A 16,241-nucleotide genomic window follows, 5' to 3' on the forward strand; every position below is an offset into this window, starting at 1 on the left:
GGTCAGGGCAGATGAAGACGGGGAGTCCGCAACGCCGAACTGCACTGGAGCACCACCGAGCCCGAGGGCTCCCAGAACCCAAGCCTCAGCTCTCGGCCAGTCGCTCCCGTTCGACGTCGATATCGAAGTCCGCAGCCGGCCACTGGGGGTCGATGTTCCGCAGCGCATTCAGCAGGAGCTGCTGGATCGCCAATCGTGCATACCATTTGCGGTCAGCGGGGACGACGTACCAAGGAGCCGCCTCGGTCGAGGTGCGCTCGAACACCGCCTGATAAGCCTTCATGTAGTCGGGCCACAGGAGACGTTCGTCCACGTCGCCGGGGTTGTACTTCCAGTACTTATCCGGGCGGTCCAGGCGCTCCATCAGCCTGTCCTTCTGCTCATCCGGGGAGATGTTGAGCATGACCTTGATCATGCGCACACCCGCCTCGGCGAGCTCTGCCTCGAAGTCTCTGATGGCGGCGTAGCGCCGCTCGATCTCTTCGTCATCGGCAAGCTCGCGGACTTTGCCGATGAGCACATCCTCGTAGTGGGAGCGATCGAAGACGCCGATCATGCCAGGCCCGGGCACGCGCGGTCGGATGCGCCAGAGGAAATCATGGGAGAGCTCCTCCTTCGTCGGCGCCTTGAACGCGGCGAGCTCCACGCCCTGTGGATCGACTGATCCGACGACATGGCGCACGATTCCGCCCTTGCCTGCCGTGTCCATCGCTTGGAGGACGAGGAGAACCGCTGGCCCTGACTTCTCATCATGATGGGCCGCGAAGAGTCGTTCCTGAAGATCGCCGAGTTCGGGGACGCAGGCTTTGAGGTCCTTGCGCCCGGATTTCTTGTTGCCTTCGTAGCCGGGGGTCGAACGCGGATCAACATCATCGAGCCGAAACCCTTCGCCTGCCCGCAGCAGCGGCTCCGGATCCTCGGTCCAACTCTGCATCGTCTTCTCGCTCATGAGTTCATCTTTGCAGGCAGGAGGGTCAGCGTCTATATCTGTGGTGATCTCCGAGGGCTCTGCGCCTTCAATCGGGTTTCCGGAACACCGAAGGCAGCCTCTTCATCTTCCGTTCGGTCTCCCGATACGACCACTGCCGCATCGGCTGCGGTACCCGCCACTGCAGCCTCCAGGCCAGCATTCGGAAGGTGAACGCAAGCCCGGCGATGATCAGCGACACCACATTGCCCAGGATGCCAGTCGCATCGGCGATGAGCGTGACACCGGCTCCGAAGAGGGCGGGGATCAGGTAGAGGTCGGTGCCGGTGAAGATCGCCGGATCCTCACTGGCCACAGCATCGCGCATGAGACCGCCGCCGCAGGCCGTGAGCGCCCCCATGAGCAGGGCCGCCGGATAGGTCGCACCGGCGCCGAGGGCGATCGTCGTACCGGTGACACTGAAGATGGCGAGCCCGATCGCGTCGAAGGCCACGATCCAGATCCGAGCCCGCGAGACATGCTTGCCGATGAGGTAGATGAGCAGTGTGGCGATAAGGGGCGGGGCCAGATAGATCGGCTGACCGAGCGCGTTCGGCACTCGATCGAGGAGGACGTCACGGATCATGCCCCCACCGATGCCGGTCATCGTCCCGAGAACCAGGCCCCCGGTGATGTCGAAGCCACGCCTGGCAGCCAGAAGGACTCCGGAGACTGCGAAGACGAAGGTACCGGTGAGGTCAAGCGCGAGAAAGACTGCTTCTTGTACCTCCACGACCTACTCCCCTTCCGGCCTGTCAACGGCGCACCCAACGCCAATCGCCGTGCGGCCAGCGTTGCCCGACGCCGGTTCTCCCACCTCGGTGCCTGGACTCCACTGTAGTATCAGTGCGCCGAGCTGGAGCGTGCCGTCCTCATCCGTGCAGGAATCGGACTCAGCTGAGCTGGAAGTTGTCCGGGTTCTTGTATTCTTCGATCTCGACGCTCGGGTTGCCCTGTCCCTTGAGCAGCTTCGAGATCGGGCACCTGGCGTGGGCCCGTCCGGCGTACTTCTCCGCGTCTGCGGCGGAGACGCCGTCGATGGAGATGTATGCCCGGGGTACGAAGTAGAATCCACCGGTGGACTCACCGTGCAGGTCGACCTCGACGCGGACGCGGGACTGTGCTTCGATGTCGTTGACCGCCAGCACCACCTTGAGGGTTTCGCCGAGGCAGGTGCTCCACGCCATCGCGAGGAACTGCTCGGGGTTGCTGCCCTGATCGGTGTGAGAGGTGGGGGCCGTCGACAGTGTCAGACCATCTTCGACTCGCACTTCACCCGAGGTCCCGCCGAGGTTCTCGACCTTGGCCGTGTAGATGGGAGCGCTTGCGCTTCTTGGTTCGTCCGAGTCTCCGCTTGGCGCCTGCGGCTCGGCGTATCCTGGGTTCTCAGTCATTGCACTATGCTACGTCAGCTTGACGGCAAGTTAACTGACAATTTCGTGAATGAGGCGCGGCACAGGAGCGAATCTTCGCGCCCTGATCGTCCATCCGGATCGTCGTCCGCTCCGAATATCTGTACATGAGAAGACCATTTCGCGCCGCCCTCGCTGGGATCGTCGCCACCCTTGTCCTGTTCGGTGCCGCCGACCTGATCGCCCGAGCATTCGGTCCACCGGCGGCACCCCTGCTGGCATTGGGTCAGACGATCATTCCGCTGGCACCGACTGGGCTCGTCAAACCTGTCATCGACCTCTTCGGCACCAATGACAAGCTCTTCCTCATTCTCACCACAGGTCTGGGCTCGCTGGTGCTCGGAGGGCTCATCGGCTGGCTGGCCTCTCACCGGCTCAGTCTGGCGACGGCGCTGCTGTTTGTGGCCGGGCTGGTTCCCATCATCGTCATCCTCATCCGCCCCGAGTCCAGTGTCGTCGACATCGTACCGACTCTCATCGGACTCGCCCTGGGCATGACCGTCTTCCGTCTCCTTATGAGCGTTGGAATGAGCCTCGCTGAGAAAGGGACGGCTCCCGCAGCTCCCCGGAGGTTTCCTGCAGCTGCCCGTCCCAATGGTTCGTCTGCACCCGAATCTTCCTCATCCGACTCGACCGAGACGCCGGCTTCGGCACCGTCTCGTCGCCGTTTCTTCATCATCACCGGCATCATCGGGACAGCGGGTGCCGCTGCGATGGCGGCCGGACAGACCGTGGCCGCATTGACTCTGGATGCGGGAGCCGCAGTGGCCAAACTGGTGCTGCCGAAGCCGGCGTCCACAGCCCCACCGATTCCCACCTCGGCGCATCCCGATGTCAAGGGCCTTGCGCCCTTCGTCACGGACCCCACGGATTTCTATCGCATCGACACGGCGTTGGCGCCTCCGGTCATCGACCCACAGGAATGGTCGCTGAGAATCCATGGCATGGTCGAGACCGAAGTGACTCTGACGATGGATGATCTGCTCAGCCTTCCTCTCGACGAGCACCACATCACGCTCACCTGTGTCTCCAACCCCGTCGGGGGTGACCTGGTCGGCAACGCCACCTGGTTGGGCTACCCGGTGCGTGAGCTGCTGCGTCGGGCGAACCCGAACAAGGACGCAGACATGGTCCTTTCCCATTCGATCGACGGGTTTTCGGCGTCGACGCCGATCGAAGCCCTCACCGATGACCGCGACTCCCTGCTGGCCGTTGGAATGAACGGGAGTCCGCTTCCTCCCGAACACGGCTTCCCCGCCCGCCTCGTCGTTCCCGGACTCTACGGTTTCGTCTCGGCTACCAAGTGGGTCACCGAACTCGAAGTCACTCGTTTCGATGAGAAGACCGCCTATTGGACTGATCGAGGATGGGATGCCAAGGCGCCCATCCTCGTCGCGTCGAGGGTCGAAGTGCCGAAGCCGTTGGCCAAGGTGTCTGCCGGTGATGTGGCCGTCGCTGGCACGGCATGGGCGCAGCGCAGCGGCATCAAGCGAGTCGATGTGAAACTCGACGATGGGGAATGGACCTCGGCAGAACTCGGCGATGAGGTCAACATCGACACCTGGCGCCAGTGGACGACGGGTTTCAGCGACGTCGATCCCGGATTGCATACCGTCACGGTCCGTGCGATCGATCAGGACGGAAACGTCCAGACCCCGAAGCGCAGGAAGTCCATTCCCAACTCCGCGACCGGTCACCACCACATCCAGTTCAGTGTCGAGTAGAACGATCCTCAGTCACGCACCGGATTGCACCGTCACGGTCCCAGACTCCCCATGCAGGCGGAGACTGGGGCCGATCTGCGCAGGTCCGAAGATATCGCAGAGGGCTCCGTGAAGAAGAAGTCCGAAGAATCTTTGAATTTCACCCATCCAGAACCAGACGGGCTGCGAATACCAGGTACACAGCGAGCAATGAAGGCAACTTCAAAGCTGTGCGCTGATACGCACCACCGTTGATGCATTACCTCAATTAGGAGAAGAACGATGAAAACGCTGCTTCGCACTCGCACCACCACCATCCTGGCCGCCGGCGCGATCGGTCTTATGGCTCTGAGCGGCTGCTCGGACATGGGCTCCGACTCCGAGTCCGGTGATACCGAGACCAAGTCCAGTGATACTGCAGAAAGCCCTGCCGCATCAGAAGAGTCGGGCGACGACGCCATGGCCGGCGGGGATCTCGTCGGACCGGACTGTGCCGCCTACGCCGAGGCCAATCCCAAGGGCGGCGGATCGGTCGAAGGAATGGCACAGGATCCTGTCGCCACAGCGGCATCGAACAACCCGATGCTCAAGACCCTGACCAAGGCCGTTTCGGGCAAGCTCAATCCCGACGTCGACCTCGTCGACACTCTCAACGGAGACGAGTTCACCGTCATCGCACCCACCGATGATGCCTTCGGCGACGTCCCCAAGGACGACCTGGATGCGCTGGCCAAGGATTCGGACATGCTGACCAAGGTTCTCACCTATCACGTCATCCCAGGAAAGCTGTCGCCCGACGAGATCGCCGGTGAGCACGAGACCGTCGAAGGTTCGAAGGTGACGATCTCCGGTGAAGGAGACGACCTCAAGTTCGACGATGCCGGTCTGGTCTGCGGTGGCGTGGCCACCTCGAATGCCACCGTGTACATGGTCGACAGTGTGATGATGCCCTCTAAGTGACACCAGAGTTTGACGAGGCAGTGGCCAAGGCCCGATTTCGACATCTCGGATCGGCCCTTGGCCACCACCTTTTTCATACGATGTGTGGACATCGGACGAACAGAAGCCGATCGAATGACATGATTGGACAATGAGTTCAGATGATCCTTCGGCTCCAGGCCACGGACCCCCGGGATATGTCGCCCGGGGGTCCGACGGCACCGTCACGACGGCAGCGGACCCGAGCGGCGACCAGCTGCTGCGGATCGCCGCCGGTGACAGGTCCGCTTTCGAAGAACTCTTTGTGGCACAATCACGCATACTCATGGCAGTGATCCTGCGGATTGTGAGAAGTCAGTCGCTCGCTGAGGAGGTGCTCCAGGAATGCTTCACCGAAGTGTGGACCCGGTGCTCCGGGTTCGACCCACAACGCGGGACAGGCAGAGCATGGCTGATCACGCTGGCTCGTCGGAGAGCCATCGACTGCGTCCGCAGTGTTCAGGCCCAACAGGATCGCGACTACGCCGACGGTCTGAGATCGTCGGCGGAAGAGGGCGAGCAGGTCGAACAGACGGTCATCGACAGATCCGAGTCGGAGAGAACCGCCACAGCGCTGAAGATACTTCCCCCGGACCAGGCACAACCCATCGTCATGGCCTTCTACCAAGGCCTGACCCACGCTGAGATTTCGGAGAATCTCAAGGTGCCCCTCGGCACCATCAAGTCACGAATCAGAGACGGAATGAAGAAGCTGCGGGAAGAGCTGGAGGTAAGCCGATGAGTGCCGATCGCGACTATCTGGCTGCCGGGCTGGCTCTGGGTGGACTCAGCGAAGCTGAACTTGCCGAGGCCCAGGCTCTCGCAGACACCGACGCTGAGTTCCGCTCCGAGGTCGCCGAGTATGAAGACACCATGGCGCTCATGGCCGAATCCGATGCAGAAGCGTTTGAATCCTCAGCCACAGATGCCCCTGAACCCATCAGTGCAGCCGCCCGGAATGCAATTCTCGCCATCCCGAACACACATGCTCAGGAGGATGCGGCCGCGAAACCACCGAGCCTGGAACAGGCTGGTTCTGAACAGCAGCAGACTCAGTCATCAGCACCGACTCAGATCAACGCTCCGGCTCAACCCGCATCACAGGCAGACAATCAGTCGCACTCCGACGTGCCACCGCCTGCAGATCTGGCCGAGCGCCGTCGGAAACGCAGCGCCTGGGTGCCGATGGCTGCAGCCGCTGCCGCTGTCATCGTCGCCGCCGGTGTCGGAGTGAGTTCCTGGCAGAAGCAGAACGAGCTGGAAGACGAACTGGCAGCTGCTCAACAACAGCTCGACGACTCAGCTCGGCTCATGGAAGCCGGCGATCTGAAAACCAGCACGGCCGAGCTGCCCGAGGGCGGATCGGTCACTGTGGCTTCGTCCGAGAAGGAACAGCTCATTCGCCTCAGTCCTCGCGATGTCGAAGTCTCTCCTGCAGGAAAATCCCTGCAGATGTGGGTCATCGGCGATGAGGGTCCCGAGAGTGTGGGGCTGATGTCGAACGCACCGGTGACCATCGCCGATGAGCCTTTCGCCAAAGGAAGTCTGTTCGGCGTCACTGTGGAGCCCAAGGGCGGTTCGGACCAGCCGACCACCGATCCGATCGTGGCCATCGGCCTGTAGACAATGGCCATTGTTCAGATGTCTGGAGGCATCGGCTCTTCCTGAAGATCGGAAGGCTGGAACCTCAAAGCAACGGATGGGTCCGAGCGTGGTTGGTGACGCTCTCGAAGGCCTGTGCCACCTCGAGCACTCGCTTATCGGCGCCGACGGGGCCGATGATCTGCAGTCCCACCGGCAGCCCCGTTGAGGAGAATCCAGCCGGCACGCTGATCGCGGGGCATCCCGTTGCTGAGATCAGGCTGGTCGCGTAAACCCACGCCATGTAATCGCTGATCGGTTTGCCACTGAGGCTGTCCGGATAGTCGAGGTCGGCGGCGAAAGGTTCCACCTGACTTGTGGTCGTCACCAGCACGTCGTGGCGCGAGAAATAGTCCTGCATCGCCACCCACAGTCGAGCACGAGCGTCGTCAAGCGCGAAGAGATCGTCCACGCCCAAGTTCAACCCAGCTTGAATGTTGTCCCGGAGCGAATTTTTCATCTCGTGCGCATGGCCCTCAACGAGATGTCCATAGTTCTTAGCGAATTCGTAGGCCCTGGCCACGCGGAACACCTCGACAGCATCGTCGAGCGTTGGTGCTTCGTAACTCAGGTGGGCACCCAACCCGGTCAGCACAGGACCTGCTGCTCCGACGACCTCAGCTACCTCGTTTTCGACCTCGACCTGGCCACCCAGATTCGGCGCGAATCCGATCGCCCATCCCGACAAGTCCTTCCCCGAATCCAGCTTCGAGAATCCTCCCGACTCCACGCGCGCAGCTGGTCCCATGCGATCAGGTCCGCTGCAGAGGTCCATGAGCATGGCGATATCGGCAACCCTGCGAGCCATGAATCCCGCTTGGCTCAGCCACTCCCACGGGTTGTCTGGAGACACATGCGGTATCCAGCCGTTGGAAGGGCGCAGGCCCACGATATTGTTGAACCCAGCTGGCAGGCGCAGTGACCCGCCCGTATCCGAGCCGTCTCCCGCTGCCTGGACTCCGCAAGCAATCGCTGCCGCGGCGCCGCCGGACGAACCGGAGGCGGACAGAGCGGTGTCATAAGGGTTACGAGTCGTCCCGAACACAGGGTTGGTGGTGTGGGCGCCCGCCGCGAATTCAGGCACATTGGTTTTGCCTGTGCTGATCACGCCTGCCGACTTCAGTCTGGACACGATGAGGGCATCCCGGTTCGGCACGTTCTCAGCGAAGATCGGGGAGCCGAATGTCGTCCGCATCCCAGCCGTCTCGTGAGTGTCCTTATGCGTCATCGGGATGCCTGACAAGAGAGGAAGGTCCGAACCTCGGGCTCTGAGCTCGTCAACCTCCGTCGCCGAGGCGAGCGCACCGTCTGCATCGACTGTGATCACCGCGTTGACACGAGGATTGATCTCGTCAATGCGGAGTAGATGCGCCTCGACCAGTTCTCGAGAACTCAATTGACGTGTTGCAAGTGCATCCGCAAGTTCAGCGAGGGACATCCATCGGATGTCCGATTCAGCACCAAGCGACACTAGCGGCGTCCGGCCAACAGTCCGACGCAGACGCCGAGCAGGGCCGCACCGGCGCCCACGGCTGCGCCCACCAAGAATTCGCTGCCTCGCGCAGACGTTCCGAGCACTGACCCGGCAGGTTCAGCCACCGGCGTTGCCGGACCTGCAGGTGTTGCAAGACCAGCAGATGCTGCGGGCACTGCAAGGACTTCGGGAACATCGGCTGTGGCTGCAACCGCTGGCTCCTCGACTCCTTCGCGAATGGCCCGATCGATGTCTTTGAAGAATTTTGTGGCGATGCGTTTTGCCACGCCGGACAGCATTCGCTGGCCGACGCCGCCGATGGCTCCCCCCAGAACGGCATCGGCTTCCCAAGTGACCTCGGTACCACCGGCTTCGCCAGGTGCCAGCGCCACGGTGATATCGGCACCAATGGTCCCCGGCCCGCCAGAACCCTTGGCGGTGAGGACGAACGACGCCGGGGGCTGCTCTTGCGAGAACGCCACCGAGCCTTTGTAGGTGCCTTTGATCGCCGCCACACCCATGGTCAGAACCACTTGATAGGTCTGGTCGTCTACCGGAGTGAAGCCTTCGACTCCCGGAATGGTGGCCGCGAGGATCCGGGGGTCGTGGAACGCAGCATAAGCGGTGTCAGGATCGGCAGTCATCTGAGCTACGGAAGAGATGTGCATGTGGTGCAGTCCTTACTTGTGTCCGGGAGTGGATGGGGGTGCAGAATCGGCAGATCCGAGGCCTCCGGCTTTCAGTCCGGGTACTTCACCGGCCGCATGCTTATTCCGCAGTTCCCAGAGTGTGGAAGGATCGAGTGGCATGGCACGGATGGGGAAGCCTTCAGCGTCTTCGATGGCAGATGCGATTGTCGTGGCTGTCGGAATTGTTCCGGCCTCTCCTGCACCTTTGATGCCCAGGGGGTTGAGCGGGCTGGGGGTCTCCAGATGATCGGTCTCAACGTAGGGAATCTCAGACGCGAAGGGCATGAGGAAGTCCATGAAGGAAGCATTGAGCAGCTGCCCGTCCTCGTCGTAGGCCATCCGTTCGTAGAGCGCTCCTCCCACACCTTGGGCCACACCGCCATGGACTTGTCCTTCGACGACCATCGGGTTGATCATCGGCCCGCAGTCATGAACGACGCAGTAGCGAAGGATCGTGATGTCGGCAGTCTCAGGATCGGTTTCGACGATCGCGGCATGCATGCCGTTGGCCACGGTGGAGCGCAGCGGCGAGAAGAACTCCTGCTCTTCCAGTCCCGGCTGCTCGCCCGGCTTCACCGAGGGTTCTTCTGCGTTGGACTCCTTGGCGAACTGAGTTGCGGCCTTGGCGCTCTCGTCAAACGCGTATCGCAAGGGATTCGACAGAACAGACACCGCGGCCAAGGGCATGGCGGCACTGGGGTCGCCCTTGACGGAGATGATCCCATCAACGATCTCCAGATCCTCCGGATCAGCCTCCAGAGACTCGCCGGCAATCGTCAATGCCTTGGCCTTGACCTTCTGAGCCGTCAGGTGCAGGGCGTTGCCTGCCATCACGGCTCCCCGCGATCCCCAGGTCCCGACCGAGTACGGAAGTTTGCGGGTATCTCCTGTCGCCACATGCACGGTGTCGATGGGGACACCGAGAGCATCGGCGACGATCTGAGCGAATACAGTCGCATGCGCCTGTCCGTGGGTCGTCAGCCCAGTCCAGACGTTCACCCGTCCAGAGGACTCGACCTCGATATGACCACCTTCATAAGGACCGGCACCGGTGCTCTCCACATAGCATCCGATCCCCAGACCGACCTTGCGGCCCTCGGCTCTGGCCTGGTCCCGAAAGGCTTCGAATTCGTCCCAGCCGACGAGGGCCTTGAGCTTGTCGAGGGAGGTCACAAAGTCACCCGAGTCCAGACAGCCTTCCGCACCGTCTTGCATGGTCACTCCCATCGGATGGGGGAACTCACGGACGAAGTTGTTCAGACGTACCTGTGTGCGATCCATTCCAAGTTCGTCGGCGATGGCGTCGACGGTGCGCTCCATCATAAACACCGCATGGGCGCGACCGGCGCCTCGATAGGGAGTGACCATGACAGTGTTGGTGTACAGAGACCAGTATTCGACTCGATAGTTGGCGATGTTGTAGGGGCCCATGACATGCGTCGACGTGTTGAGCGGGACGATGACGCCGTAAGGAATGTAGGCCCCGTTGTCGTGCCAGAACTTCACATCCAGGCTGAGAATCCGACCGTCATCGTCGAACCCGACTTTCACACTCTGAGTCTGTGCTCTCTCATGCGCCGAGGAGATGAAATGTTCGCGCCGGTCCTCGGTCCATTTCACCGTCGTTCCAAGTGCCCTGGCGGCACACGCCACGGCCAGCTCTTCCGGCCAGGGGTGATTGATCTTGACTCCGAAGGCACCGCCGACATCGGGGGTGATGACTTCGACCCGAGTCAGGGGGATCTCCAGCCGCGCTGCCAACGCGGCTCTCAACCCGGTGCTGGTCTGGGTCGAGGAATGGACCTGGAGACTTTCGTCCTCCCGATTCCAGGCTGCGATGACGCCTTTGCCTTCCATCGGCATGCATGCGCTGCGCTCGAACTCCAGGTCAAGGTCGAGAGTATGTGGGGCCCGGTCCAACCCCGAAGCAACGTCCCCGACCTCTTGGACGTAGTGGGCTGCCACGTTGTCGTCCATTCCTGCGTGAACGATCCGCTGCCCCTCACGTGACTGTTCGACACCGACGATCGGGTCAAGGAACTCATAGTCGACCTCGATCCTCCCGGCCGCGTCTTCAGCGATATAGCGGTCGCGGGCGATGACCATGACGATCGGTTCGCCGACGAAGTTCACGTGGTCTGGGGCCAGGGCGTAACCGGTGTGAGGTGCCACGATGGATGGGTGGGGGATCAACATGGGCAGGCGATCTGCTGCCTGACCGGGCAGATCTTCGTGGGTCCAGACTGCGATGACACCTTCGACGTCGATGGCGCCCGTGACATCGATATCGACGATGTCAGCGTGGGCATGGGGGCTGCGCACGAAGGCCGCAGCCACGCTGCCGTTGGCCAGATCATCAAGATATCGACCATTGCCGGTGACCAGTCGGGGGTCTTCCCGACGTTTGATCTTCTGGCCGAACATACGTGTGGTCATTGAGACACTCCAGCATCTTCGTCGTCACAGCAGCCCTGGCCACATCCGCCACGCAGTTCGGCCGTACGCTGCACTGCCTTGACGATGTTCTGGTAGCCGGTGCACCGGCAGAGGTTGCCGGAGATCGCCTCCCGAGCCTCTTCTTCACTCGGGTGCGGGTTTTCGTTCACGAAAGCGTCGATGGTGGTGATGAATCCCGGAGTGCAGAAGCCGCATTGCAGCCCGTGGGAGTCGATGAAGGCCTGCTGCACGTCGGCAGGGTTTTCCGGATCGTCTCCGATTCCTTCAACAGTGGTGACTTCATGACTCTGTGCGCTGGCGGCAAAGATCAGACAGGACCGGATCGGATCGCCGTCGAGCTGCACCGTGCAGGCACCGCAGACCCCGTGTTCGCAGCCGACATGGGTACCGGTCAGCTCCAGGTCCTGACGCAGAACGTCGGAGAGAAGTTTGCGATCCGGCACATCGAGGACATGATCTTTGCCGTTGACGCTCAGCCGGATGGTCGATCTCGGTTCGGCTGCTGCCTCAGCAGCGCTCATCTGGGTCATCGTGCTTCCTTCTCCTTGCTTGTCACTGCTCACTGTCCACCGCTGAGGGCTGACGCACCACGAGCGCTGTTGGGCCTGCTCAATCGCTTGAGCAGGCGTCCGGCGAGGACTCCGGTGAGATGCCGGCGATAGTCGGCGCTGGCGTGGATGTCTCCCTCCGGGTCAATGAAATCCTTGATCGCCGAGGCGACGGCGTCGACGATCGTATCCACACGATCCACTGGGGTGCCGGCGACGATGTCGTCGAGTTCAATGATGTCCGGGGTGTCCGTGACTGACACGAATCCCGCCTTCAAGCCTGTGATCGTGGCCGTTGTGCCTGCAGCCCCGGAATTGGCTGAGTCGACATTGTCGACAAAGCCAGCTCGGTCGGATGCGCTGGCAATGTCAGCATCGTCGGTCGACATGATCAGTCCGACCCCGGCCAGCCCGTAGTCACCGCTGCGGCGCGCCAGTTCGTCGAATCCGGCCCTCTGTCCTGGTTGCAAGGAGGGGAAGATCGCCTCGGTGATGAGCTCCTCGGGTTCCAGACTGGTTTCCAAGGGACCGACGTTGAGTTCGTCTGCGGTGAGTGTGCGGGTTCCGGTCAGGCTCCTGACCTTCACGCGGCCACCCGTCAGCGCCAGAATCATCGGCATCTCACCGTTCGGGTCGGCATGTGCAATCGAGCCGACCGTGGTTCCCCGATTCCTTATGGCCGGGTGAGCGACGTGTCCGAGTGCTTCACCGAGAATCGGATTCGCGCAGGCGGCGCCCGGATCGCGCTCGAGTCGTCGGTGACTCACGAGCGCACCGACCGTAATCTCCGCCCCCGTTGCTGTGAGTCCGTCGAGCCCCTCGACGGCAGTGATGTCGATGAGGTTCTTCGGAGATGCCAGGCGCATATTGAGGACCGGAACCAGGCTCTGTCCCCCGGCGATGATCTTTCCATCTGATGCATGCGCTGCGAGCAGCTCCAGGGTGTCCTCAATGGTCTTCGGACGGTGAATCCTCAGAGGAGAAGGCTTCATTGTCTCAGTCACTCATCTTTCATTCTGCGGAGCTTGCGATCTTGTTCGAGGTCAGCGGTGACCCGGGCCCTCTGCCCTTCGCCTCCAATGTTGAGCCCAGCGCCATCAGCCGGATCATCCAGCAGCTCTTTCGGCGCCAGCCAACGCGCAACATGGTACATGACCAGCATCGATATCGTTCCCAGGGCAATTCCGGAGAGGACGAAGTCGTCAGTGAACTCCAGGCTGACGTCACCGATGGCGATGATCAGTCCAGCCGCGACCGGGACGATGTTGAGTGGGTTGGCGAAGTTGACTCGGTTCTCGATCCAGATCTTCGCACCCAGCATGCCGATCATTCCGTAGAGGACGACCGTGATGCCGCCGAGGACTCCGCCCGGAACCGATGATATGAGTGCACCGAACTTCGGTGAGAAGCCGAAGCAGATGGCAACAAGGGCAGCCACCCAGTAGGCAGCGGTGGAGTAGACGCGCGTGGCCGCCATCACTCCGATGTTCTCGGCATAGGTTGTCGTCGGTGAGCCTCCGACCGAGGTGGCGACGACAGTGGCGACACCGTCGCCGAGGACCGCGCGACCCATGTATTTGTCGAGCTTCTCACCGGTCATCTCCTCGACTGCTTTGACGTGTCCGGCGTTCTCTGCGACGAGGGCGATGATGCCCGGCAGCATGACGACGATCGCTGCCGCGTTGAAGACAGGAAGGTGAACTCCGACGACACCTGCAGCAGTGTCAGTCATGGGCGGGAAACCGATCCACGCGGCTGACTCGATGGCGGAGAAGTCCACGCGGAAGTGCGTGGTCACTTCTCCGGCTGCTGCGCTGAACGAGGTGATCTGACCGAATATCTTGTCGAAGAGCCAGGAGACTCCGTAGCCGAGGATGAGGCCGAGGAACACTGCGATGCGACCAAGGAACCCTCGCGCCCAGACGGAGAGGAAGACGATGAAGACCATGACGATGACCGCGACCCACTGGTCCTGGGGCCAGTAGGTGTTCGCGACGACCGGGGCCAGGTTGAAGCCGATGAGCATCACCACTCCGCCGGTGACGACGGGTGGGAGAACCTTGGTCAGCGCGGATGCCCCGATGTAGTGGATGAACACACCGACGAGAGCGAGGATGACGCCAGAGATCATGATCGCACCGGTCACCTCGGCGGGGGTGCCGCCCTGTGCGGTGACAGCGGTGACGCCTCCGACGAACGCGGCGGAGGTGCCCACGTAGCTGGGCACCTTGCCCTTGACGATGAGGAGGAAGATGATGGTGCCGAATCCCGACATCATGACGGCCAGCTGGGGGTTGAGCCCCATGATGATGGGGAAGACGAAGGTGGCCCCGAACATGGCTACCACGTGCTGAGCACCAAGGCCGATCGTTCGACCCCAGGTCAGACGTTCGCTGGGTTTGACGAACTCGCCTGGGGCGACGGTCTTGCCATCCCCGTGCAACGTCCATGAGAACATCGACATGTGTTTCTCCTCATCGTTGAGAAAGGCCCGGTGCAGACATTTCGACACGTGTGTTCCTGCAGCCGCCGGTCACGAAACATCTCGACTGACACCCCGACTCTATTGGGATGCTGAGGCACACATCACGTCAGATCCTGCCAAATATACCCAGGGCTCGTCGGCAGTCTTTGCTAAGGAAGCTTGACGATCTGCAAGGCCAAGGACAGCGAGAGGCGGAGGTTGGGATCTTCGGTGAACGGACCGACCATGTGTTCGAGCTTGGTGATCCGGTATCTCAGCGTGTTGTAGTGGAAGAACAGCGACCGTGCCGTTTCGGCCACATTGAGGTTGTGATCGAGCAGCGCCTGCAACGTGGTGCGCAGCCCTTCGTACTCTTCTTTGTCGTCTCCTGCCAGTGGGCCGAGGACCTCGCGCGCAAAGCTGCGCAGCTCTTCCTTCTTCGTCACCTGAAGGAGCAGCCGGTAGACACCTAGGGAGTCGTAGTGGCTGAGTCCCTGACCACGCTCGAGCTGGCGTCCGACCTCGAGTGCGCGCATCGCCTCCTGATAGGCCGCCGCCAGACCGGACACGTCTGCCGCGGGACGTGAGATACCGACCGAGAACTGTCTCCTGCCTCCCCCGCCATATCCGCGCACATCCGTGATGAAGGACTTCAGCCGTGCTGTGATGTCGTCCGCATTCTCTGCCGAGAGCAGCAGGATGACCTGATCTCCTGAACCGACGACCGCAGCAGCGGGATCGTCCTGGGACACGACTTTCGTCCAGGCGTCGGCGAAGAGGGACTGCATCGTCCGCTTGTTCTCAGCATCCGTCTGGTCCGCTTCCGAATCCACCTCGGCGACTGCAACATTGATGGGTCGGGCCAGGTCCCAGCCCAGCGAGTCGGCATGGGAGAGCACTCGGTCTGTGGAGGCAATATGGCCTCGCAGCACCTCGAGGACGAAGTCTGTGCGGTATTTGCTTTCGACCGCAGTGATCGCCTTCTCCCGGGTGATGACAAGCGCCGCGGCTGCGGCGGCCTGTTCTATGAGCCGGAACTCGGGAGCCTTGAGCGCGCCTTCGCCGAAGGCAACGATGCGGCCCAGAGTCTTGTCTCCACCTTCGATGGTGCAGTTGCCCCACACAGATGTCCGGCCTGCGCGGGTCCGGCCGCTGCGTTCCAGGCCCGCGGGTTCGTCCTCAACTCGGAAACGGCCAGACTTGTCGAAGCAGACCAGGCTCACCAGATCCTCGTCGACCACTGATTCACCCTCGGTGAACATCGAATGAGTCCGCAGGCAGCGCACCCGACCGTCCAATGTGGTGACCGCGGCGGCCACACCAATCCGCTCTGCCACCATCTGACAGACGTCTTCGAGGTCGCCGTCGTTGATGACGACGTCGACGAGTTCCCGCATCGTCTGTTCCGTCTTCCGGATCAGTTCGGCCCGGCGATCAAGGTTGCCCGACAGCACTTCATGCATGATCTCGTCGAACCCGACACCGTCACCGAGGTGGATGATCGGCAAACCGAGCCGGTTGGCCTCCGCGATAGCGGAGTCGGGAATCTCGGTGAGATATCGCCCCGGTTTGATGCAGACGGCGGACACGCCACTGCCCTCAAGAGTCGTCAGGAGCTGGGCGATCTCTTCGGGCCGGTCCCGCAGCGGATAGGCAGTGGTGAGGAGCAGTTCGCGGGGCTTCACCCAGGGAATGATGTCGGGGACTTCCATCACGTTGGTCAGTTCGACCAGGCGATCAAGCCCCTGTCCACCCGCAACGATCTCGCCGCTGCGCATACTCGGCAATCCCAGCACGTCACGTACGGACAGGCAGGCTGAAATCGAGACACTCTCATCGTCTGGCAAATTTTGATGCATATATAGGCCATCCTTGGCACCATTTGACATGCATTGACGATAGCAGGTC

At 61.8% G+C, this 16,241-nt stretch carries 14 protein-coding genes; 4 read left to right on the forward strand and 10 right to left on the reverse strand.

The window, feature by feature from the left end; translation table 11 throughout:
* Positions 1-85: 85 nt before the first annotated feature.
* The 3 genes from FO013_RS18125 to FO013_RS18135 all read right to left on the reverse strand — a co-directional run bounded on the left by FO013_RS18125 (position 86) and on the right by FO013_RS18135 (position 2,361).
* A complete protein-coding gene (locus tag FO013_RS18125) occupies positions 86-949 on the reverse strand; it encodes a PPK2 family polyphosphate kinase (RefSeq protein ID WP_143923967.1) in 864 nt (287 codons plus the stop codon).
* A 67-nt stretch (positions 950-1,016) separates the two neighbouring features.
* Positions 1,017-1,700, reverse strand: coding sequence for a trimeric intracellular cation channel family protein (locus tag FO013_RS18130; protein ID WP_143923968.1), 684 nt, complete (start codon positions 1,698-1,700; stop codon positions 1,017-1,019).
* Between the two features lie 160 nt (positions 1,701-1,860).
* Positions 1,861-2,361, reverse strand: a complete 501-nt coding sequence (locus tag FO013_RS18135) for an OsmC family protein (RefSeq protein WP_143923969.1) — start codon at positions 2,359-2,361, stop codon at positions 1,861-1,863.
* Between the two features lie 125 nt (positions 2,362-2,486).
* Between FO013_RS18135 and FO013_RS18140 the strand changes: the two genes are divergently transcribed.
* The 4 genes from FO013_RS18140 (at position 2,487) to FO013_RS18155 (ending at position 6,683) form a co-directional block, all read left to right on the forward strand.
* Entirely contained in the window at positions 2,487-4,103 is a 1,617-nt protein-coding gene (locus FO013_RS18140) for a molybdopterin-dependent oxidoreductase (protein ID WP_143923970.1), read from the forward strand.
* Between the two features lie 261 nt (positions 4,104-4,364).
* Positions 4,365-5,042 (forward strand): fasciclin domain-containing protein, encoded by a 678-nt coding sequence (locus tag FO013_RS18145; RefSeq protein ID WP_069601115.1) that lies wholly within the window; start codon positions 4,365-4,367, stop codon positions 5,040-5,042.
* A 130-nt stretch (positions 5,043-5,172) separates the two neighbouring features.
* Positions 5,173-5,802, forward strand: coding sequence for a sigma-70 family RNA polymerase sigma factor (locus FO013_RS18150; protein ID WP_143923971.1), 630 nt, complete (start codon positions 5,173-5,175; stop codon positions 5,800-5,802).
* Positions 5,799-6,683, forward strand: coding sequence for an anti-sigma factor (locus FO013_RS18155; protein WP_143923972.1), 885 nt, complete (start codon positions 5,799-5,801; stop codon positions 6,681-6,683). Before FO013_RS18150 ends, FO013_RS18155 begins: the two co-directional genes overlap by 4 nt.
* Positions 6,684-6,747: 64 nt before the next feature.
* Here FO013_RS18155 and FO013_RS18160 read toward each other — a convergent pair whose 3' ends face one another.
* The 7 genes from FO013_RS18160 to FO013_RS18190 form a co-directional block, all read right to left on the reverse strand.
* Positions 6,748-8,097 carry an amidase gene (locus FO013_RS18160; RefSeq protein WP_260848254.1) on the reverse strand — a complete coding sequence of 450 codons (1,350 nt, stop codon included), beginning with the start codon at positions 8,095-8,097 and terminating at the stop codon, positions 6,748-6,750.
* A 74-nt stretch (positions 8,098-8,171) separates the two neighbouring features.
* Positions 8,172-8,843: an SRPBCC family protein gene (locus FO013_RS18165; RefSeq protein ID WP_143923974.1), complete on the reverse strand. Its 672-nt coding sequence runs from the start codon at positions 8,841-8,843 to the stop codon at positions 8,172-8,174.
* Positions 8,844-8,855: 12 nt separating this feature from the next.
* Positions 8,856-11,300: an aerobic carbon-monoxide dehydrogenase large subunit gene (gene cutA / locus FO013_RS18170; RefSeq protein ID WP_143923975.1), complete on the reverse strand. Its 2,445-nt coding sequence runs from the start codon at positions 11,298-11,300 to the stop codon at positions 8,856-8,858.
* Positions 11,297-11,851: a (2Fe-2S)-binding protein gene (locus tag FO013_RS18175; RefSeq protein ID WP_260848255.1), complete on the reverse strand. Its 555-nt coding sequence runs from the start codon at positions 11,849-11,851 to the stop codon at positions 11,297-11,299. Before FO013_RS18175 ends, cutA begins: the two co-directional genes overlap by 4 nt.
* Positions 11,852-11,880: 29 nt before the next feature.
* A complete protein-coding gene (locus tag FO013_RS18180) occupies positions 11,881-12,861 on the reverse strand; it encodes an FAD binding domain-containing protein (RefSeq protein WP_143923976.1) in 981 nt (326 codons plus the stop codon).
* An 8-nt stretch (positions 12,862-12,869) separates the two neighbouring features.
* Positions 12,870-14,333, reverse strand: a complete 1,464-nt coding sequence (locus FO013_RS18185; protein WP_222103674.1) for a uracil-xanthine permease family protein — start codon at positions 14,331-14,333, stop codon at positions 12,870-12,872.
* Between the two features lie 170 nt (positions 14,334-14,503).
* Positions 14,504-16,192: a PucR family transcriptional regulator gene (locus FO013_RS18190; protein WP_186293192.1), complete on the reverse strand. Its 1,689-nt coding sequence runs from the start codon at positions 16,190-16,192 to the stop codon at positions 14,504-14,506.
* Positions 16,193-16,241 lie beyond the last annotated feature (49 nt).

This window comes from Brevibacterium aurantiacum, assembly GCF_007558825.1.
Lineage (GTDB): Bacteria > Actinomycetota > Actinomycetes > Actinomycetales > Brevibacteriaceae > Brevibacterium > Brevibacterium aurantiacum_A.

Coding starts and splice junctions, on each gene's coding strand:
- FO013_RS18125 (WP_143923967.1), bottom strand. CDS start 949: ATGAGCGAGAAGACGATGCAGAGTTGGACCGAGGATCCGGAGCCGCTG.
- FO013_RS18135 (WP_143923969.1), bottom strand. CDS start 2,361: ATGACTGAGAACCCAGGATACGCCGAGCCGCAGGCGCCAAGCGGAGAC.
- FO013_RS18140 (WP_143923970.1), top strand. CDS start 2,487: ATGAGAAGACCATTTCGCGCCGCCCTCGCTGGGATCGTCGCCACCCTT.
- FO013_RS18145 (WP_069601115.1), top strand. CDS start 4,365: ATGAAAACGCTGCTTCGCACTCGCACCACCACCATCCTGGCCGCCGGC.
- FO013_RS18150 (WP_143923971.1), top strand. CDS start 5,173: ATGAGTTCAGATGATCCTTCGGCTCCAGGCCACGGACCCCCGGGATAT.
- FO013_RS18155 (WP_143923972.1), top strand. CDS start 5,799: ATGAGTGCCGATCGCGACTATCTGGCTGCCGGGCTGGCTCTGGGTGGA.
- FO013_RS18165 (WP_143923974.1), bottom strand. CDS start 8,843: ATGCACATCTCTTCCGTAGCTCAGATGACTGCCGATCCTGACACCGCT.
- cutA (WP_143923975.1), bottom strand. CDS start 11,300: ATGACCACACGTATGTTCGGCCAGAAGATCAAACGTCGGGAAGACCCC.
- FO013_RS18175 (WP_260848255.1), bottom strand. CDS start 11,851: ATGACCCAGATGAGCGCTGCTGAGGCAGCAGCCGAACCGAGATCGACC.
- FO013_RS18180 (WP_143923976.1), bottom strand. CDS start 12,861: ATGAAGCCTTCTCCTCTGAGGATTCACCGTCCGAAGACCATTGAGGAC.
- FO013_RS18185 (WP_222103674.1), bottom strand. CDS start 14,333: ATGTCGATGTTCTCATGGACGTTGCACGGGGATGGCAAGACCGTCGCC.
- FO013_RS18190 (WP_186293192.1), bottom strand. CDS start 16,192: ATGCATCAAAATTTGCCAGACGATGAGAGTGTCTCGATTTCAGCCTGC.